Source organism: Clostridium beijerinckii (genome assembly GCF_018223745.1).
GTDB classification, from domain to species: domain Bacteria; phylum Bacillota; class Clostridia; order Clostridiales; family Clostridiaceae; genus Clostridium; species Clostridium beijerinckii.
Genome location: NZ_CP073653.1, coordinates 2,528,206 through 2,548,377, shown reverse-complemented (window position 1 = coordinate 2,548,377; position 20,172 = coordinate 2,528,206). Strand labels below are relative to the sequence as shown.

Genomic DNA, 20,172 nt, shown 5'->3' with positions numbered 1-20,172 from the left:
ACCATGCAATAAGGGAGATAAATCTCCTTATTGCATGGTTTTTGTTATTCCTATTTTGCTATTAATTTTCCAAAATCTCTGCATTTGTCTTCATCTTCACCTTCAGGAGATTCCTGCACGGTTAAACCTTCGTTTATTAATATAGCACCATATGACTCCATTCTCTTTTCCCATTCTGTCATCCATTCACCATTGCCCCATCCCCATGAACCAAAAAGAGCAACTTTCTTTCCTTGCAAACTTCCTTCTAATGATTTAACAAAAGGTTCCATTTCACTTTCATCTAATTCTTCTGATCCATAAGCTGAGCATCCTAAAATAAGTATTTCTTCATTATTAACATCATCAAGTGTTGCATTTGATACTTCAACTAATTCGGCTTTCTTCCCCTCTGATTCTATTCCTTCTAGAATTAAGTTTGCCATTTTTTCTGTATTTCCTGTTTGACTAAAATATATTATTTTCATATTAATACCTCCCAAATTATGCTATCTACTTCTTAAATTGTTTTTTTATTTAACTTCTGACATTATTATAACTTTATTTGTTTTTAAAAAATGTGATTGAAATCAAATCTCAATAGAATATTTCATTTTTCTGCCACTCTTAATTATGTATTGATAGATTTATTATAGTAGCCTTAGGTCTAGACATAGATTCAATTGAATATTTTATCCCCTGAGTTCCTATACCAGAAGCTTTCACACCAAGGAATGGGAAATTATCAGGACCTCTTTCTGTTTTATTATTTACTTGAACTGTTCCTACTTCTAACTTATCAGCCACATAAAAAGCATTATCTATGTTCTTTGTAAATACAGCACTTTGAAGCCCATATTCTGATTCATTAGCTATTTCTATAGCTTCATCTTTATCTTTAACCCTAATAATTGGAAGTACAGGGCCAAATGGTTCTTCCCATGCAATTCTCATGTCTAAAGTAACATTATCAAAAAGTGTTGGATAAATTAAATTTCCATCTCTGTTTCCTCCTACAATTAAGTCAGCTCCTTTACCCTTTGCATCTTCTATTAATTCAATAACAAAATCTGCAGCTTTAGAACTAATAAGAGGTACAACATCTACATCTTTCTCTAAAGGATTCCCTACAGTAAGCTTTTCCATCTTTTCTTTGATTTTTTCTAATAATTCATCTGCTACTTCATCTACTACTAAAATTCTCTTTACCGCTGTGCATCTTTGACCTGAATATGAATATCCACCTGCAACTATATTACTTGCAGTTAGTTCAAGATCAGCATCTTCTAAAACTATAGCTGCATCCTTGCCACCTAATTCCATTAAAAGAGGTACCATACTAGTCATCTTAGAAATTCTAGTTCCTACTTCTGTACTACCTGTAAAGTTGATGAAATTTATCCCTTTATGAGTAGTAATATAATCTCCAATTTCACTTCCTTTACCTGTAACTGTATTTAGTACTCCGGCTGGAACCCCTGCTTTTTCGAATATTCTTGCTAGATATAATCCACATAAGCTCCCTTGAGTTGCTGGTTTTAATACAATGGAATTTCCCGCCATTAAACCAGGTGCTATTTTAGAAGCTGATAAATTTATTGGATAATTAAAAGGAGATATTGCAAGTACAACTCCTAATGGTTCCCTTTTTACAACTGACATCTTATTATTCTTAAAACCTGGGAAGCTATCTCCTGGAATACTTTCACCAGATAAATTCTTAGCTGTATCTGCTGTAAACCTTATAAAATCTGCTGTTCTGGATACTTCTGATCTGCAGCTTTTTCTATCTTTTGCAATTTCCATCATCATAAGTTCTGATAATTCATCTATATTTTCCAGTAAAATGTCTGATGCTTTATATAATATTTCTGCTCTTGCATTTATAGTTGTGTTATTCCACTTTCTTTGAGCTTCTTTAGCTGTTACTACTGCAGTATCTACCTCTTCCTTTGTCATAGCCGGTACTCTACCTAACAATGAATTATCAAGTGGTGATTTTATCTCTACAAAGTTTTCACTTCTGCTGCTAACCCATTCCCCATTTATTAAATTTTTAAAAGTATTGTTTTTATTTTTTATATGATTAAACATAATCAATTTCCTCCTCATTTGTTTATACTTTGTTACTCTTTTGTTATATCTACTCCTGCTTCAAACATTTCAAAGTTTATATTTTCCTTTTCAATGGCCATTGATATTAAATTATGATAAACAGTTTTCATAAATGGCACTGGTCCACAAAAATAGAAGTCTCCATCCTTTGGCAAGTTATCTATCATCCATTTCTCTGATATCCTGCCTTGTACATCAAAATCTTTTCCTAATTTTTCATTTTCTTTAGGACGTGTATAAAATACATTACTTTTGAAATTATTATTATGTAATTTTACTGTTTCTTCTTTAAAACTATGATGAGTTGAATTAGGTATGCTATAAATGAAGTGAATTTTTCTATCACTGTTTACTGCATCATAAGCCATTGTAAGCATCGGTGTTATTCCAATTCCCCCTCCTATTAAAACTAGTGGCTTTTCACTATCCTTTAATATGAAATTTCCAAGAGGTGCAGTTATTTGAAGATTATCTCCTGCCTTTATTTCATCACATAGTTTTTTGCTTAAGTAACCATTCTCTTCTCTCTTTACACTTATTCTATAAAATTCTTCATTAGAATTCATGGACAATGTATATTGTCTAGGTTTAGTAAAAGTATTATCTTCATTTTTTATTCTGACAGTTATAAATTGCCCTGCTATAAATTCAGGAAGCTTACTTCCATCTAATGATTTTAAATAGAATGATGTAACTACCTCATCTTCTTTAACTGTTTTATATACAAGGAAGTCTTTAAATCCCTTCCATTTGTTATTTGAATTTATCTTATTAGAATCTATCATTGAAATCCTCCTCATTTTTCTTCAGTTCTTTATTTTAATGCTTGTTTTTCTTAAGCTTGTTTCATTTAGCTCATGAGCCTATTATATCTTTGCAAAAATAAAAACAATATGATTTCAATCAAGTTTTAAAAAAATTCAAATTCTAAAATTAAAATGAAATAAACACTGACTCAATTTATACTGCATTACTAAATTTATAATTATATATAACAAAAAAACTATCTCTAAAATTGAGATAGTTTCTATTTAAATTATTATTATTTACATTTATACACTTTGTTTTAAGCAAGTTTTTAAATCTTCGTCAGGCTCACTTATTGTTTGTAAGTTAAATGTATCAACTAAATATTGCAATACATTAGGACTTATAAACGCTGGAAGTGATGGCCCAAGGAACATTCCTTTTATACCTAATGAAAGTAATGCTAAAAGATCAGCAACCGCTTTTTGTTCATACCACGAAAGAACTATTGATAATGGTAATCCATTTACACTGGTATCAAATGCATCTGCAAGTGCTGTTGCAATTCTAACTGCTGAATAAGCATCATTGCATTGGCCAACATCTAATAATCTTGGAAGTCCAGCAACTTCTCCAAAATCTAATTTATTAAATCTATATTTCCCGCATGCTAAGGTTAGGATAACACAATCTTCTGGAACCTTCTTTGCAAATTCAGTATAGTAATTTCTTCCTGGCCTAGCGCCATCACACCCTCCAATTAAGAAGAAATGTCTAATGCTTCCGTCCTTAACTGCATTAACAATTGTTTCTGCATGACTTAATGTAGCGTGGTGACCAAACCCAACAAGAATTTCTTTTGGTTCTTCTGTTTTTGTAAACCCACCAAGTTCTAATGCTTTTTCTATTATTGGTGTAAAGTCTTTATGACCATCTTTGTCGGCAGGAATATATTTAACTCCATCCCATCCAACTACACTTGTTGTAAAAATTCTATCTTTATATGTTTCCCTAGGTCTCATCAAGCAATTTGTAGTCATTAAAATACAGCCTGGTATACCATCAAATTCTTTTTGTTGATCTTGCCAAGCACCCCCATAATTTCCTACAAGGTGTTCATATTTTTTAAGTTCAGGATAACCATGACTAGGTATCATTTCACCATGAGTATATATGTTAATTCCTTTGCCTTCAGTTTGTTCTAATAACATATCTAAGTCTCTTAAATCATGCCCTGAAACAATGATAAATGGTCCCTTTTTAATATTTACATTAACTTTATGAGGACTTGGATTCTTATAAGTCCCTGTATTAGCTTCATCTAATTTACTCATAACAGCAACACTCATATCACCGGTTCTCATAGTCATTCTAATTAACTCTTCAACGCTTAAATTATCATTTGTTGTACATTCTAATCCTCTAAAATAGAAATTATCAACTTGATCATCATAATAACCTAAACACCTTGCTTGATGCCCATATGCACTTATTCCCTTTAAGCCATAAACTATTGTTTGTCTAAGTGATCTTACATCAGCATCTAAATCTTGGTCAAACATAATTCCAGCTCTTTTTGCATCTTTAAGCATTTCTTCCTTAGTTTCACTTAAGTTATAAGTTGCTTGTTCTGGATATTCTTTATCAGAACTCACTTTATCTCTTAAACTCTCTTTTATTTTTTGAGATTCCTTAAGCATTTCTACATGAACTTCTGCATCAAAATTAACATTTGTAAGTGTAGTGAATAACGAATTTTCTACAAAACTAACTATACTTTTATCTATTTCCTCGCCTTTTTCTATAAGATCCATGACATAACAACTTATACCTTTGCATTGGTATAAAAGTAAATCTTGAAGATTAGCTATTTCAGGTGTTTTTCCGCACACACCCATTTTGGTGCATCCTTTTCCCCCTGCTGTTTGCTCACACTGATAGCAAAACATAAGATTTTCATCCATAGAAATCACTCCTTAAAATTAATCTATATTATTATTTGTATAAATTAAATTATTATTCCTTATTGGTCAAACGTTGAAAATCATTATTAAACTCATTATAATTTTTAATGATGATTTAGTTAGTCGCATAATTTAATTATACATTCAATGTGAGCTCTTCGAAATTCACATTATTTTATTGTTGAAATAAAGAGCCGCTATAAAACAAACTCTGTTAGTTTTATAGCGATCCCTTGCAAGCTCATTGCTTCTCTACTATTTTAGTTCAAAACTAATTTATGCCCTATAATCATATTATTCTACTTTTTCAAAATCCGATTTTGGTACTCCACATAAAGGGCATACCCAATCATCAGGAATATCTTCAAATTTTGTTCCAGGATTAACACCATTATCAGAATCCCCTACCGCTGGATCATAAATATAACCACATACTGTACAAACATAACTATCCATAATAAACCTCCTATCTTTTTATGACTTTGTGTGCGTATATATCATTTGCACTTTAGTTTACTTTAATTCACCGTATGCAAACTTTGTATGATAATCTGATAAAATATAACTTTTTAAGTAAAACAAAAAAATAACAAAGGATATAGTTATTTTTTCCTTATGGGATTTAGCTAATCTTATAAGGTACTTTTTTAGTAAAATACGCCTTACTGTTACGCAAAAAGATGCCTTAGATTAATATCTGAAACATCTTCTTTAAAATATTTATTTCTTTGTAATTGCAACTCGCCATACCTCAGGACCTTCTTCGAGGTATTCCCATTCAAATTGTTCTGGAAGTTCCATTATAAATTGATAATGTAGTGGACGTGGATCATGATCATTTATAAGCTCCATTTTTTCACCAGATCCTAAACTTTCAAAAGTTTTAAAAATAACAGGATGCTTATCTCTTGGTTCATATTTTCTAGCATCCACAGTTGCAGCAAAATTTGACATATTTAATTCCTCCTAAATTCTGTTATTTATTTATAAAATTTATTTTACTTAATTTCTGACTTCATTATAACCTCATTTCTTTTAATAAAATATGATTGAAATCAAATATCAATAAAAATTTATTTTTATATATAATCCTTTAATTTCTTTTCATCTAAAATTATAATGTTCTTAGTTCCTACTATCTTTATTATTTTTTCATCTTCAAATTTTTTAAGTTTTCTACTTATAGTTTCCGGAGTTACTCCAATATAATTCGCCATATCTCCTCTTGAGATTGGTAATTTAATAGATATACTATCTTCAATGTTTTCTCCATAACTGGTCATTAAATCTGTTATTAAATAAGCCATTCTAGAATCCACATCCTTGGTTGCTAGATTCTGTACAAGATCTTCAACCTTTGACAATCTTTCTCTCACAGTTTCTAATAATTTTATTCCAATCTCAGGCTTTCTCATCATTGCATCCTTCAGCTCATCCTTAGTAAGTGTGCATACCTTAGCATCTACTATTGCTTTAGCGTTAAATCTATACGTAGAAGGCTTTATTAGATCTAATTCTCCAAAAAAGTCTCCTTCTGAAAGTATATGTAATATCTGTTCTTTACCATCTTTAGTATACCTATATAATTTTATTTTTCCTTCATTCACGAAATAAAGTGTATTTGCTATATTACCTTCACTAAAAATTATATCGCCTTTAATATATTCTTTATGATTTATCATATTTACAATATCTAATAATTCTTCATCATTTAAGTTTTCAAACATTGGAACCTTGCTTGCACAAAGATTTCCTCTACAATTATTACAACAGTTACCGCAATTATTATTCATTCCATCATCCTCCTTGTTTTAATTTACTAAGCGTTGATACTAAAGCCTAAAAATAAATCCTAGCTACAATTTCGCAGCTAGGATTCTATATTGTAGATTATAAATAGGGTGCATTTTTATTGTGCTCATTCGCTGATCATTTTTAATGAGAACTACTTATTTTAAGCTTCCATAAACATCTTCATATCGTCTTCTACATTAGTGATTCCACCAATACCAAAGTTATCTACTAATACTTTAGCAACATTTGGTGAAAGGAATGCTGGAAGTGTTGGTCCTAAGTGAATGTTTTTAACTCCTAAGTGTAATAATGATAATAATACTATTACAGCTTTTTGTTCATACCAAGCTATGTTGTATGATATAGGTAATTCATTTACACTCTTTAATCCAAATACTTCTTGAAGTTTAAGTGCTATAACAACTAATGAATATGAATCATTACATTGTCCTGCATCTAATACTCTTGGAATTCCTCCAATATCACCTAAGTTTAATTTGTTATATTTATATTTAGCGCAACCTGCTGTTAATATAACTGTATCCATTGGTAACTTTTGTGCGAATTCTGCATAGTAATCTCTTGATTTAGCTCTACCATCGCATCCTGCCATTACAAAGAATCTCTTTATAGCACCAGATTTAACTGCATCTACAACCTTATCTGCTAAAGCTAAAACTTGGTTATGAGCAAAACCTCCAACTATTTGTCCTTTTTCTATTTCAGTAGGTGCTTTACATTTTTTAGCCATTGCTATAACTTTTGAGAAGTCCTTTGTTCCATCAGCTTTAGGTTCAATATGAGGACATCCTGGCATTCCTGTAGCACCTGTTGTAAATAATCTTTTCTTATAAGAATCCTTTGGTATAACTATACAGTTTGTAGTCATAAGGATTGGTCCATTGAATTTTTCAAATTCTTCTTTTTGTTTCCACCATGCATTACCATAGTTTCCTGCAAAATGACTATATTTTTTAAATTTTGGATAGTATTGCCCAGCAAGCATTTCTCCGTGAGTATAAACATCTACTCCAGTACCTTCTGTTTGCTCAAGTAACATTTCTAAGTCTCTTAAGTCATGTCCTGAAATTAATATTCCTGGATTAGTTCTAACACCAATGTCTACTGTTGTAATTTCTGGATGTCCATAGCTTTCTGTGTTGGCTTTATCAAGTAATGCCATACCATCTACACCGAATTTACCAGCTTCTAATGCTAGTCCTACATAATCATCAACTGTTAATGTATCATCAATTGTAGCAGCAAGAGCTTTTGCCATAAATGCATGAACTTCTTCATTATTGTATTTTAAATTCATAGCATGCTTCATGTATGCTGATAAACCTTTTAATCCATAAGTGATAAGTTCTCTTAAGCTTCTTATATCTTCATTTTCAGTTGCAAGAACTCCAACCTTTTCTGCTTTTTCATCAAATTCTATTGTATTGTCAGCTGTCCAAATAGCTGCTTCTGGCATAATCATTTCTGTAGTTTGCATTCCGAATATTTTCTTAAAGAAACCACCAGTTACTTTTACTTCTCCAACTTTACCACCAGAGCTAATTACTTTAGCTTTTAATTCTTCTCTTAATTTTAAAGTTTCTTTAACTCTATCTAAAATAGAATCTCTATCAAAATTAGCGTTTGTAATTGTTGTAAATAAGTTTTCTGTTATATATTTATCAACTTTACTATCCTTTACTCCAACTTTTCTTCCTTCATTACTTACTATAGCTAGTCCTTTAGTTACATATATTAATAAGTCTTGAGCTTTTGCTACATACTCATCCTTACCGCATACCCCTACTTTAGTACAGCCCTTACATCCAGCTGTTTCTTGACATTGATAACAAAACATTGACATATTATGTCCTCCTATTTTACCTTTTATTTTTGTATAAAATTAAATAATTCCTTTTTATTATTTCTTAACTTCGGCAATTTAAAGTTTACTATATTCTTTTCATCATTTCTGTAACACACGTTACTATTCTAAAATTAATAAATTTCTTTTTATTTCTATACGTGAAAAAATAAAAAAGATACTTGATTTCTAGTATTCTGAATCAAATATCTTTTTCATCAAAGTTAAAGCTTAGTTTCGCAATAACACATAAATTTCAATCGTTCTATTTCAAAATTTGATTTAGCTAATATTTCTGGCCAAACCTTAACGATTATATATATCTTATTTTTTTGTCATTAGCGTAAAAATTGTTCTTCATCTACATGCAATTTTAATTGTTTCTTAGATGGAAGATATGATTGCTCCCACTTTTTTCGCATTAGTCAGCATACTCATTTCGAGTATTGCTTCCATAGATCTTGATTCATATTTATATCTCTTGATTTTAAGTTTGGATTCTATAATCTCGTTTAATGTCACTTCCGGATTTCTCCCCCTTGCTTCTATAACTGAGCCATTAGCTTCTCCTATCATCTTTAGCGTAACTACTAATTAAGATTCTAGGAAGTTATTATTTTAACTTCTGTTTTAAATTTGTCATCTGACCTATACATTCTTCTACAATTAAACATTATGAGAATAACTTATTATACTATATAATCCATACTTTTCATCTAGGAATAATTATCTACATCTAGAGAAAAATAAATATAGCAACATTTGTTTATGTTGCTACACTATAAATCACCTAAATATTTTCTTTATTGACCATATTATTAATTTTTATTTTCTCTAATTATTGATTAAGAACTATAAATTTTTTAGCATATTTTATTATCCCTATTATGTAACCAACTACTGCTACTGAAATAAATAAACATCCCCATAATAGAAATAGAACCATATTATATAAATAATTTATTATATCAACCATAAAGATCCTCCTAAATTCTTTCTATCTTAATAATTGCCTAATTTATACAAGCTTAATCAACTGAAATCATTTATTTAGGATTATTTATCTTACTTACATTCTTATAATAAAAAGCTGTTTGTTTTCCATCCCATTTCACATTCACGGTTTCTCCATTATTATATACCCTAACAACCTTCCCAACGGTCTTTATGCCTTGATATTCAATATTAACCTCATCGTCAATCTTAAATTCTATATCATTCGTTTCAAGATCTATTTTATTCTTTTTATCATCCACCTCATTAATTTCAAGATTAAATTCCGTATTAATTAGTTCATTTGAATGATAACTTGGCTTTTGATTATATTCTAATATCCATCCTTTTGGATTTATCACTATAGTTTTTTCTCCAGGTATTATTAAATTAGCATCACCTTTTCTTTTGATATATTGTTTAGGCTTAAGAGCCTCTAACTTTTGTTTTTGTGTTTCATTTATTTTCTTATCACTATTCGCAATAAGTATTTCTTCTCCAGGCATGATTCCCACATCTTTAGGTAGACTAAACTCATTTATGCCACTTGCATTAAAATACAAAGTTTTATCGTCTAATTCAACTAACACTGCGCCACTCAGTGTCTTAACTATTCTGCTACAACTTTGTGAATATAATCTAGTGATTGCATAAAACTTATCCACTTCTTTAGTTTCTTCTTTAATAATAATTTTCTTGGGTTTTATAACTTCTATAGCAGGTAAATCAAATATACTAATTTGTCCTTCGATGAAACATTCACTTTTCATATTCATCCTTTCAATATCTTTAATCTGTTTTAGTTCTTTTGTTCATAAAAAACAAATAAATTTTATCTATTTATGTAATGTTAAGCATTTATCCATATATCATTTATGAAAACAAAATGAAGGAGGTTAAAACTATGGCTGTAACTAAAACTATCGACTCAGTTTCTCTTAGTATCGAGGTTCAAAAAGCTTTAGATAAAGCTGGGGACCCAATTTATACCAAGAGTGCGACTTGTTGCTATTTGAAAAGAATAGCCTAATTAAATGATTAAATTCATAAATTAGAACTGTTATTATGAGAAACCAAATGACGGAGTAACGTCCCGAAGGGTTTACACTGATACTCCGATTAGCGTTTTGCTAAGTAAATAGCAGAAGGTTAAAAGCTCGGTGAAGTCGGCTGAGAGCCATCGTAAGTAGAGAATTTCTTTCTACACGAAATGCAAACTAGAGGTAGTTGAGTGGTGATAGGTCGGGTGTCTATAAAATATCTATGGTTAGGATGCTACTAAAGTAGCTGACGAAGTTGGGAATGTACATGTCTAAAGTAGGAATATCTAGAAATGGATATAACACATATGTGTTGCAAGTGTGGATGAGTAAAAATTCTTGGTATGAAAATCCATATAGTATTACAGGTACTATCAAGCTTGCAGGCTTATACTAACGACCTAAGGATATATGCAAAGATAGTAATAACGGAACAAGGTAAGCTTGGAATATGGAGGTTTTACTGCCCATGAAGTAGTGATAAGGAAAAGAAGTTCTATAACTTATCTTAATCCAAGTGAAAGTGGTGGCATGAAGCTATAATAATTACAGCAATAGTAATTTATGCAATAGCCACTAGACAATTGTTATTTGATAATTAAATACTGAATAATTCAAGGTTCGAGTAAGACTAAGAGATGTTAATCTAAATTTGTATTTATACAAATGAGGAGGCAACAGACTTGGAGGAAAGCTTAAAATTAGAGAAACGACAGTTACTAAGAAATAATGAATATTACGCAATGCAAAATGAATTTGACAATTTGTATAAACAATCTTGCAATAATAAAAATTTCATTAATTTAATGAAACATATAACATCTGACAATAATATCTTACTAGCATATAGAAACATTAAAAAAAATAAAGGTTCAACAACAGTTGGAACCGATAATCTTAATATAAATTACTTTAAAAACATGGAAACAAAAAAGTTTATTGAACGTATCCAAAATAAATTCGATAATTATATTCCAAAAAGTGTGAGACGAGTTGAAATACCTAAACAAAATGGTAAAACCAGACCGCTAGGTATACCCTGTATTGAAGATAGAATTCTCCAACAATGTATTAAGCAAGTTTTAGAACCCATATGTGAAGCTAAATTTTATAAGCATAGTTATGGATTTAGACCTAATAGGTCAACAAAACATGCTATTGCTAGATGTATGCAAATAATGAATTTTAGTAACGCATATTATGTAGTAGATATCGATATAAAGGGATTCTTTGATAATGTCAATCATAGCAAACTAAAAAAACAGCTATGGAACATTGGCATACATGATAAAAACTTGATTTGTATAATTGGTAAAATACTAAAATCAGAAATACAAGGAATTGGAATACCAACAAAAGGAACACCACAAGGGGGTATAATTAGTCCTTTATTATCTAATATAGTTCTAAATGAATTGGACTGGTGGATTAGTTCTCAATGGGAAACATTTGAAACAAGATATAAATATACCCAACAATCACACAAATATAAAGCCATGAAAACAAGTAATTTAAAAGAAATACGTCTAGTTAGATATGCTGATGACTTTAAAATCTTTTGCAAAGATTTTAAAACTGCACAGAAGATTTATAATGCTACAAGATTGTGGTTAAAAGAAAGATTGGACTTAGATATAAGTCCTGACAAATCTAAAATAACAAATTTAAGAAAAAACTATACAGAATTTCTAGGATTTAAACTTATGGTTAAGCCTAAAAGAAATAAATATGTTTGTCAAAGTCGAATGTGTGATAAATCTAAAAATAATGCCATTAATAAACTTAAAGACCAAATAAAGAAAATCCAAAAGCAAGAAAATAGTAATGAAGTATCAATCTTAAACTCAATGATACTAGGTATTCATAACTACTATAATATTGCTACCTATATAAGTAAAGATGTAAAGAAAATTAGTTTCTTAGTTACAGGAACCTTAGAAATGCGATTAAAGAATTGGATATCAAATAAACCTAAATTTTCTGAAACATATAAACGGTTATATGGAAATTATAATGGTAAGATACGTACTATTTATAACGTCACTATCTTCCCTATTTATGGTTGTAAGACCAGACCACCTAATAATTTTAATCAAAATATATGTAATTATACTGAAAGAGGTCGATTGTTAATTCATGACAGACTTAAAGGATATTATCATTTAATCAAATATCTTTTAAAATCTTCGAATTATACTGGAACTGCTGAACTCTGTGATAATATGCTATCTCTGATAGCAGGACAAAAAGGTAAATGTTACATAACAGGTCTAGACTTAGAAACTGATAATATGGAATGCCATCATAAGATACCGAAAAGTAATGGTGGAACAGATGAGTATAAAAATCTTGTTTGGCTATGCGCCGAAGCTCATGTTCTTGTACATTGCAATGAAAAATATACCATAACTAAATATCTAGGTTTATTGTCCTTGGACGAAAAAGGGTTAAAACGAGTCAATTCTTTAAGAAAGTTAGTAGGAAATTCAGTTATTTAATTAAAAAAGTATAAATTGTTGGAACGCCGTATGAGGTGAAAGTCTCATGTACGGTGTGAACCAGGGGAAAAGATGGAGATAACTTCAAATTCTTACCTATTGGTATAAACTTTCTCAGGTATAAAAACAGATGCTACACCTGAGAATGTCTATGCTGTCGCAGATGCAATTAAAGGTGTTATGGAAGCTAATACTAGAGATTATTTTATTAATGAATCTTCTAGCTTAGCAAATGCTTAGGATCTTATTCTAAAAAAAATATTGTAGGAAACTCGACTCACATTCGTTCGCTGAGTAAGTGATTCACACCGAATCATAGATTCGAGTTCTCTACTTAAGATTGGGGGGAAATTAAATGGAATATTCTTTATCTATGACTTTTTTAACTGTAGCTGGTGAAAAAAGTACTTTAAGTGTTTCTGGTGTTAAACCTACTCTTACAAAAGATGAGGTTAACGCACTTATGGATACTGTAATTGCTAAGAATGTTTTCAAAACTAATTCTGGTGATTTAGTTAAGAAATCTGGTGCTCAAGTTACTCAACGACAAGTTACTAAATTTGATGTAGCTTAGTTTTGAGTAACATTATAGAAGCTTGTCTTTATATGATAAGCTTCTATTTTTTGTACTTTCTTCATTAAGTAACTTGACTCATGGCTCATTAATCTTTTTCCTTATAAATTCTATTCCTTTTTGAAATACCATTGTTTTTATATTGATTTTAGTCTCTCCATTTGGTACTGTATATTTTTGCTCTAATACTCGAAAATACCTCATGTCTACAAACTGCTGATAAGGAATATTATTTTTATCCAAGACTTTCTTTTCTCTTAATAATGAAAATAGTCTATTTCTTCCCATTCTTTTAATGCCAAGAACCTTTGCAACATGGCCCATTTCAATAGAATCTTTAGAGCCTGCAACATCATCATAAAATTCCCCTTTAGGTTCTAGTAATTTTACTTTATTTTCGGCTTCCAACCTTGCTTTTCTCTCTTCTTTTAACTTAGTAGCTGCAGCAATAAGTAAATCTGGATTATCTAATAATTCATCTGTAGCATACATCCCTGTTTTCCTTATGCAAGGTAACACCTCATCAAAAATCCAGGCTTCAAATTTCTCTGCACCTGGTAATTCAGATTTAGCGACTAAGCGATATATATCTCCTTCAGGAATTACACTCATTTCTACATTTTGGATAGCATCAGTTCCATCTTTTCTTTTCCCCGTTACTACCCCTACTCCGTGTTTCACGGACCCTCTACAGTGTCTTGAAATTGCATCATTAGGCTTTTTATATCCTAAAGCTTTTGCTATATCAATCCCAACAGCATAATCTTTATTATTAATTTTTACCCATCTTATTTCTCCAAATCTTTCATTCTTGAAAATTAGTAAACCTCCCATTTTGATTATCCCCTTTTTTAAAATTTTATCCTTTTAATCCTTAATCAATAATTCAAAATATTCATTTCTTCATGTGACTCATTTAATAACCTTTAGATTTGGTTTATTAGTTTCTTTTTTATAATTCTCACTAAACTCATTAATAAAATAATCAAAGTTACATTTAACATACAACAAACCTTTTCTTTCATTCCAGCTTAAAGCATATATCTTATTTATTCTGATTTTTGTATCTTGATTATATATTGTCCATCCATCTCTCCACATACCAACTGGTGGAATATCACTATATAGATTAAAAGGTATACTTTGATCTATATTTCTTATACATCCTTTTTCATCCATGCTAAAATAAAGACAGCCATCTTCATTTCTATTTGTGCTTTTTCCCTGACATTCTCCACCATGTTTATAATTCCTCTTGCAGTATGCGCATTCCAGGCGGTTAGGTAAATCTTTCGGCCTGTTCATTCTAATTCTGTCCTAAAATCTTTCTGCAGCCACTACAAACAAGCACATTATTAAATTCACTTATATCTTTATCACTTCCACAAAAGATGCATCCTTTACTGTATTTCCTCAAAACTATATCATTATTAACCTTAGTTATTTCGATTGAATCCCCTTCATTAATTCCTAATACCTTTCTTATTTCCTTTGGTATTACAACTCTCCCTAAATTATCAAGATTTCTTACTATCCCTGATGCTTTCATTTAAATAACTTCCCTTCATAACTTAATTTTGATTAATTCTCAAAAAAATTCATTTTAATGCGAATTTTCACTCTGTAATTGTTTATTGTGAATTGTGCTGTGTGCATTGTAAATTTACTTAAGCCTATAATTATTCCTAATATCCTTCTCAATTTCTACTACATAATCTTTTGACATTTCATATATTCTTGAAGCTACCCCTTCATCAAATGCTAATAATCTATCAATAGAAAATTCGCTGCTGACTATTATAGGCAGAAAATTAAGGTACCTATAATTAATGATTTCAAACATAATATTCACGTCGGTTTCATTGACCTTTCCTTTAAAGAGGTCATCAATCAAAAGGACCTCGCATAATTGATACTTTGAAATTGTCCTAGTATAATATTCTTCATCAATCATGTTTTGTTTTATCTTTGTGATCACATCACGATAAGGCATGTACACTACTTTAATTCTTTGTTTTAAAAAGTTTAATGCAACAGCAATGCTGCAGTGCGTTTTACCGCTGCCAACCTGTCCGCATAATAAAATGCTATTGCGCCTATTGTTTCTAATTTCATCAAACTCAGTACAATAAGCTGCAGCAGTATCCTTAATTTTGCTTGACGCTTCATTCCAAATTTCAAAACTAGAGAAAGTAAGTTTACTTTGCTCAACATTGATTCCTGAATACTTCCATTCACTTTTTAGCTTTTCTATTTTCCTGCATTCACAAGCTACAGCAAGAGGTTGCATATGCTCCTGCTTAATAAGTATCCATCCGGTGTCGCAGCATTTGTCACACCTATATGAGGTTTGCTTCAATCCTCTTTCTTTCAGCTTCTGTAAGCTTTCGTGGTTCCTTTGGCTTGAATCCTGCAAATTCATTTTTATCTGCTGTGTTACTCTTTCTAGTGCCTCTAAAGCCATTTTTCTTCACCTCCACATTATCTTCTGAACATCCATCTCTCTTCCAGTTTTTTAATATTCCAATTGCATAATTTATGTCTGGACAATTTTTTTGAAACCCAACATCCATAGCCTTCTTAACCCACTTTTCTCCGTAAAGATCAATAGCTGATCTAAGCGCAACATACTCACAACTACCTGGTTTTCCTGTTATTTTTTCATGATACTGCATAAGCTCAATTGCTTTAAGATTTATATCATCCTCTGCTACAGATTCACTTTTAGTATTATTATGTTGCTCAAAGAGACTTGACTGACTTACATCTTCATCACAAGTTGAACTTTTATTATTTATATCAAAACCATTATTCTTTTTACTCTCTATGTTTTTATCTATCTCTTTTTTCTTTTTCTTATTCTCTATCTCTTTCTTATTCTGTACCGTTACTGTAACGTTACTTTTATTTCGTGTAACGTTACTGATATTTTTAGTAACAATACAATTATTATCATCACTTCCTATAATATTGTTACTGATATCTTCATTACTATTAGCTCTTTCTGCACTTATATCACTAGCTGCTTCATTAGTATCAGTATTAGTTTTATCATTAATATCAGTATTTGTAGAATCTTCTTCACTAGTTTCTAAATTTCCTAGTATATCATTTTTACCTAGATCTCTGTTTTCTTCTATAGTATAATTCTCAGCGTAATCTTTCTTTCGTTCTAAATTATTAGTTTTTTTTAATTCTACATTTTCATTCAAATCTTGATTTTCTTCTAAATCTATAAATTCTTCTAAGGCTTCATCTTCCTGAGTTTCTTCCTTATTACTTTTAACTAAATTATTCTCTTCTTTTTTCTTTTCTCTATGATTCTCAACTCTTTTTCTATTTTGTTCACGGACCCTTTCCATTCCCTCTATGTTCTGATGCTTATCCCAGTTCACAATTCTAATTACTTTATCAGAAGCTATTTCAATCATGCCAAAGTTAGATAATACTTTTAATGCAATCTTAATATCCTCTAAAGGCCTAGAAAATAATACAGCTAACATTTTGGCAGTAAGAGGTTTTCCTTCTGATAAGAAAACCTTTCCATTAGCATTAAGTTTTCCACCAAGTAAGAGTATTCTTATCCACACGTAATGAATTGTATCCCTCTTAGGCATTGAATCTATTAACTTCATTTTTTCATCATCATGCATATTAGTAGCTAATTTAATCCATTTAATATCTGCCATTATTTCCACGCTCCCATAAATAAAATTGCCTAAACCTTTCGAGACCATTCCATGATGGGTTTAACTCAATTAACTTACAAACATGTATATAACATTTAAAAATCCTAAAATTCATTTGTAAGTCCTCACTTTCTTTTTATACATTTTTATTAAAAGTTGAATCCCCATACATTCTAAATCAAGGTGTATGAAAATAATTTTACATTTATGTTTTTAATTTAAGATTACTATTTTCTTAATTCTTGGTGAACCATAGAAATATTTTCAAGCCATTGATGAAATAGTTTTTTATCTACCATCACCTTCTTTCCTATTTTAAAGAATGGAAAATCTGAATTCTGCTTTGAAATCTCTTCTTGTAACGTATTGAGACCAATACCTGATATATAAGAACACTCTTTAAGGGTATAAGTAAGTTTATCTCCAGCATTCTCTTTTTCACTATTTTTTCTTAATTCAACTAAAATTTCTTTTAATAATTCCTCCATAGCTTGTCCTCCCGTAACAATAACTATTAGCGTAACATAATACTTTTAAATTGGAATAATTAATTTTAGATTTCTAAACAATATATATAAAGTTATTACAATTTACTTTTTAAGTAATTTATTCATAAAAAAATATCTCTATTGGATTCTTTATATCTAATAGTTTTATCATCTTATCGATTTCATTAGATCCAAATATACCTTTATTAAGTTTATTACCTAAAGTTTTTGGAGACATTCCTAATTCCCTTGCCAGCTTTTCCTGAGTATATCCCTTTGCTCTCATCTTTCCTTTTAACTCATTAATTAATATCATAAATGCTCCCCTTTCGTTACTTGTTAAGTAATATTTTATATATTATGGCTATTATTGTCAATACCTCTCACGTAATTTTTTCTATATAATGGAAAATAATTGTTGCATATCCGGAAACAGATGTTATAATAAATTAAAATATATAAATTTTGGACTGTTTTCCAATACATTAATATTGTATAAATGCTATAATATATTTTATCTACACTGTCTTAATTTATAGACTTTAACCAATAAATTAAATACAATTGATTATTCTGATTTATAATAACTCTTTAATTGATTGACCTTAATTAAAAATTAAATGCTAATATTTATTACCAGAACTTATCTAAATATTTTTATTTTGTTAGCCATTGTAAATAAATTATATTAATAGTTTCCAAATTAGAATGATTTTTTAATTTACTTTATTGCAGTAAACAAAATAAATAAAAAGTTATTAAGCTTTATTAGGACGCTTCGATTTTACTATAGGTTATCAATAAATTATATATAAATTGATAATCTGTAATTTACTTACTTTTAATATAGAACTAAGAGGTGATATAAAATGGGTTTGAAAGAAAATATCAAGAATAGACGATTAGAATTGAATCTCACATTAGAAGATGTTTCTAAAAGATTATCTATTAGTAAGCCAACACTTCAAAGATATGAAAGTGGTGTAATCTCTAATATACCTTCTGACAAAATCGAAAAACTTGCAGCAATATTAGAAACAACTCCATCTATTTTAATGGGATGGGATGAAAACAAAATAAAAACATCTTTACAACTATCAGAAGAATTAGAATGTTTATTAAAAAAATATAATTCTTTAGATAATCTAGGCAAACATACGGTAAACACTGTATTAGAAATGGAATTTAATCGTTGCTCACAACTTAATAATCAGGATAAAAGCTTTTAATTTCTTATCTATAATGTGAAGTTATTTAATAATAATAAATTAAAAGAAAATACAGAAATTAAATTATAGCACGTCTAATTAAATATACAAATAATTTCTATTACTGATATATAGCATTTTAATTATTAATTTTCATATATAATTAATAACGCTGTATAATTCACTCTAGAATAATACAGCACTTTCACTTCTTGCCTTAAGCTATATTTTAATTTCAAGTTATTTTTAATTACATCCTCCTGCTATTTCACTTTAATAAACTTTCTTTTATTTGTTCTATAATCTACTCATAGATTATAGTTAAAATTCAAATTTGCTTTATAATTTATTTACAACTTATCTTCTCTAATATCCAATATAATTACAACCATAGCTAATCCCATTTCTTGTCTATCCTATTTATTTTATACAGGATTCCTAGTTATATTTTATCTTACTGCATATTAATTAGGCTTGTATAACTTTAAACCTGATTAGTTCTTTATAATTTATTTTATTAACTATCAAATTAAGTATCAGCATTACTCCTTGAAACATTGGCCATATTCTTCTATTGCATCCTCTATAGGTAATGTATTATCTATGTCATACTTTTCTATGAAAACTTAGTATATTTATCTTAATATTTATATAAACGTATATCTATTATGAGTATATTAATTTATTATGAAAGCGGCATATTTAATTAATCTTATAATCAATAACGAGTATTTTGCCAAGTAGCATTATACTTGCTTATTCACTTAGAGAAATAAATTAATAGTGTATCTTTTTTAATTGATAAATAAATTACAAGAATATCAATTAAGTTTAGAGTTATTATAAATACAAATCAATCTAATGATGCCTATCATAAAGAAAGACAATAAACATTTGATTTCTAAGTGTTTATCGTCTTCCTTTACTCATACTATTTTTATTAATTTATTTTATCTTTCTTCTAATAAAATCTTTAGCAAAAAATATATAATATTTTAATCCCTTTATTTAAATGTCTGTATTTTGAGTAGTTTCTAATTATATTTTATTCCTAAGTATTACAAAAGTAACTTTCATTTAATACTTATTATATAATTTATCTTTCAATATTGTGTCTGCATATATAGCTAAAAATTTGCTTATAAAAGCAACATTTTTTACTATATATGCTTATCAATATCAACTCCTCATTAACCTACTATATATTTCTTCCATTAAA

At 29.3% G+C, this 20,172-nt stretch carries 22 protein-coding genes and 2 pseudogenes; 6 read left to right on the top strand and 18 right to left on the bottom strand.

Features of this window, described 5'->3' with window-relative positions; all coding sequences use genetic code 11:
• Window positions 1–50: 50 nt before the first annotated feature.
• The 11 genes from KEC93_RS11625 to KEC93_RS11575 form a co-directional block, all read right to left on the bottom strand.
• On the bottom strand, window positions 51–467 hold the full coding sequence (locus KEC93_RS11625; RefSeq protein ID WP_012058500.1) for a flavodoxin: 417 nt from the start codon (window positions 465–467) through the stop codon (window positions 51–53).
• Window positions 468–606: 139 nt separating this feature from the next.
• Window positions 607–2,073: an NADP-dependent glyceraldehyde-3-phosphate dehydrogenase gene (locus KEC93_RS11620; protein ID WP_012058499.1), complete on the bottom strand. Its 1,467-nt coding sequence runs from the start codon at window positions 2,071–2,073 to the stop codon at window positions 607–609.
• Between the two features lie 32 nt (window positions 2,074–2,105).
• Window positions 2,106–2,879 (bottom strand): FAD-binding oxidoreductase, encoded by a 774-nt coding sequence (locus tag KEC93_RS11615; RefSeq protein ID WP_012058498.1) that lies wholly within the window; start codon window positions 2,877–2,879, stop codon window positions 2,106–2,108.
• A gap of 267 nt (window positions 2,880–3,146) precedes the next feature.
• Window positions 3,147–4,805: a hydroxylamine reductase gene (gene hcp / locus KEC93_RS11610; RefSeq protein ID WP_077856826.1), complete on the bottom strand. Its 1,659-nt coding sequence runs from the start codon at window positions 4,803–4,805 to the stop codon at window positions 3,147–3,149.
• 294 nt (window positions 4,806–5,099) lie between these two features.
• On the bottom strand, window positions 5,100–5,261 hold the full coding sequence (rd, locus tag KEC93_RS11605; protein ID WP_012058496.1) for a rubredoxin: 162 nt from the start codon (window positions 5,259–5,261) through the stop codon (window positions 5,100–5,102).
• Window positions 5,262–5,525: 264 nt separating this feature from the next.
• Entirely contained in the window at window positions 5,526–5,759 is a 234-nt protein-coding gene (locus KEC93_RS11600) for a DUF2249 domain-containing protein (RefSeq protein ID WP_012058495.1), read from the bottom strand.
• Window positions 5,760–5,884: 125 nt separating this feature from the next.
• Window positions 5,885–6,598, bottom strand: coding sequence for a Crp/Fnr family transcriptional regulator (locus tag KEC93_RS11595; RefSeq protein ID WP_012058494.1), 714 nt, complete (start codon window positions 6,596–6,598; stop codon window positions 5,885–5,887).
• 161 nt (window positions 6,599–6,759) lie between these two features.
• Window positions 6,760–8,463 carry a hydroxylamine reductase gene (gene hcp, locus KEC93_RS11590; protein ID WP_111944722.1) on the bottom strand — a complete coding sequence of 568 codons (1,704 nt, stop codon included), beginning with the start codon at window positions 8,461–8,463 and terminating at the stop codon, window positions 6,760–6,762.
• A 384-nt stretch (window positions 8,464–8,847) separates the two neighbouring features.
• Entirely contained in the window at window positions 8,848–9,039 is a 192-nt protein-coding gene (locus KEC93_RS26900) for a hypothetical protein (protein ID WP_023975099.1), read from the bottom strand.
• Window positions 9,040–9,301: 262 nt separating this feature from the next.
• Window positions 9,302–9,439, bottom strand: coding sequence for a hypothetical protein (locus tag KEC93_RS11580; RefSeq protein ID WP_023975100.1), 138 nt, complete (start codon window positions 9,437–9,439; stop codon window positions 9,302–9,304).
• A gap of 70 nt (window positions 9,440–9,509) precedes the next feature.
• Complete coding sequence (locus tag KEC93_RS11575; RefSeq protein ID WP_012058492.1) at window positions 9,510–10,226, bottom strand: hypothetical protein; 717 nt, start codon at window positions 10,224–10,226, stop codon at window positions 9,510–9,512.
• A 134-nt stretch (window positions 10,227–10,360) separates the two neighbouring features.
• On the opposite strand from KEC93_RS11575, the pseudogene KEC93_RS26685 reads away from it, so the two are divergent.
• The 5 genes and pseudogenes from KEC93_RS26685 to KEC93_RS11560 form a co-directional block, all read left to right on the top strand.
• Window positions 10,361–10,450 (top strand): annotated as a pseudogene (locus tag KEC93_RS26685) (DUF1659 domain-containing protein); the annotation flags it as partial.
• 314 nt (window positions 10,451–10,764) lie between these two features.
• The gene (locus tag KEC93_RS26680; protein ID WP_274597745.1) at window positions 10,765–10,893 is read left to right on the top strand and encodes a hypothetical protein; all 129 of its coding nucleotides are present in this window, start codon (window positions 10,765–10,767) and stop codon (window positions 10,891–10,893) included.
• A gap of 286 nt (window positions 10,894–11,179) precedes the next feature.
• Window positions 11,180–12,994 carry a group II intron reverse transcriptase/maturase gene (ltrA, locus tag KEC93_RS11570; protein ID WP_238953266.1) on the top strand — a complete coding sequence of 605 codons (1,815 nt, stop codon included), beginning with the start codon at window positions 11,180–11,182 and terminating at the stop codon, window positions 12,992–12,994.
• A 108-nt stretch (window positions 12,995–13,102) separates the two neighbouring features.
• Window positions 13,103–13,234, top strand: a pseudogene (locus KEC93_RS11565) (DUF1659 domain-containing protein); the annotation flags it as partial.
• A gap of 115 nt (window positions 13,235–13,349) precedes the next feature.
• Window positions 13,350–13,568 (top strand): DUF2922 domain-containing protein, encoded by a 219-nt coding sequence (locus KEC93_RS11560; protein WP_009168791.1) that lies wholly within the window; start codon window positions 13,350–13,352, stop codon window positions 13,566–13,568.
• A gap of 78 nt (window positions 13,569–13,646) precedes the next feature.
• Here the strand turns inward: KEC93_RS11560 and KEC93_RS11555 are convergent, their stop codons facing one another.
• The 7 genes from KEC93_RS11555 to KEC93_RS11525 form a co-directional block, all read right to left on the bottom strand.
• Window positions 13,647–14,402: a phage antirepressor Ant gene (locus KEC93_RS11555; RefSeq protein ID WP_012058491.1), complete on the bottom strand. Its 756-nt coding sequence runs from the start codon at window positions 14,400–14,402 to the stop codon at window positions 13,647–13,649.
• Window positions 14,403–14,480: 78 nt separating this feature from the next.
• Complete coding sequence (locus tag KEC93_RS11550) at window positions 14,481–14,873, bottom strand: hypothetical protein (RefSeq protein WP_012058490.1); 393 nt, start codon at window positions 14,871–14,873, stop codon at window positions 14,481–14,483.
• A gap of 1 nt (window position 14,874) precedes the next feature.
• Window positions 14,875–15,117 carry an AbrB/MazE/SpoVT family DNA-binding domain-containing protein gene (locus KEC93_RS11545; protein WP_009168788.1) on the bottom strand — a complete coding sequence of 81 codons (243 nt, stop codon included), beginning with the start codon at window positions 15,115–15,117 and terminating at the stop codon, window positions 14,875–14,877.
• A gap of 114 nt (window positions 15,118–15,231) precedes the next feature.
• Window positions 15,232–15,858 carry an ATP-binding protein gene (locus KEC93_RS11540; RefSeq protein WP_012058489.1) on the bottom strand — a complete coding sequence of 209 codons (627 nt, stop codon included), beginning with the start codon at window positions 15,856–15,858 and terminating at the stop codon, window positions 15,232–15,234.
• A 49-nt stretch (window positions 15,859–15,907) separates the two neighbouring features.
• Window positions 15,908–17,257 (bottom strand): putative phage replisome organizer, encoded by a 1,350-nt coding sequence (locus KEC93_RS11535; protein WP_077870026.1) that lies wholly within the window; start codon window positions 17,255–17,257, stop codon window positions 15,908–15,910.
• Window positions 17,258–17,484: 227 nt separating this feature from the next.
• The gene (locus KEC93_RS11530; protein WP_012058487.1) at window positions 17,485–17,745 is read right to left on the bottom strand and encodes an excisionase; all 261 of its coding nucleotides are present in this window, start codon (window positions 17,743–17,745) and stop codon (window positions 17,485–17,487) included.
• Between the two features lie 118 nt (window positions 17,746–17,863).
• On the bottom strand, window positions 17,864–18,061 hold the full coding sequence (locus KEC93_RS11525; RefSeq protein ID WP_012058486.1) for a DUF739 family protein: 198 nt from the start codon (window positions 18,059–18,061) through the stop codon (window positions 17,864–17,866).
• A gap of 553 nt (window positions 18,062–18,614) precedes the next feature.
• Here KEC93_RS11525 and KEC93_RS11520 point away from each other — a divergent pair.
• A complete protein-coding gene (locus KEC93_RS11520) occupies window positions 18,615–18,974 on the top strand; it encodes a helix-turn-helix domain-containing protein (protein ID WP_077870082.1) in 360 nt (119 codons plus the stop codon).
• Window positions 18,975–20,172 lie beyond the last annotated feature (1,198 nt).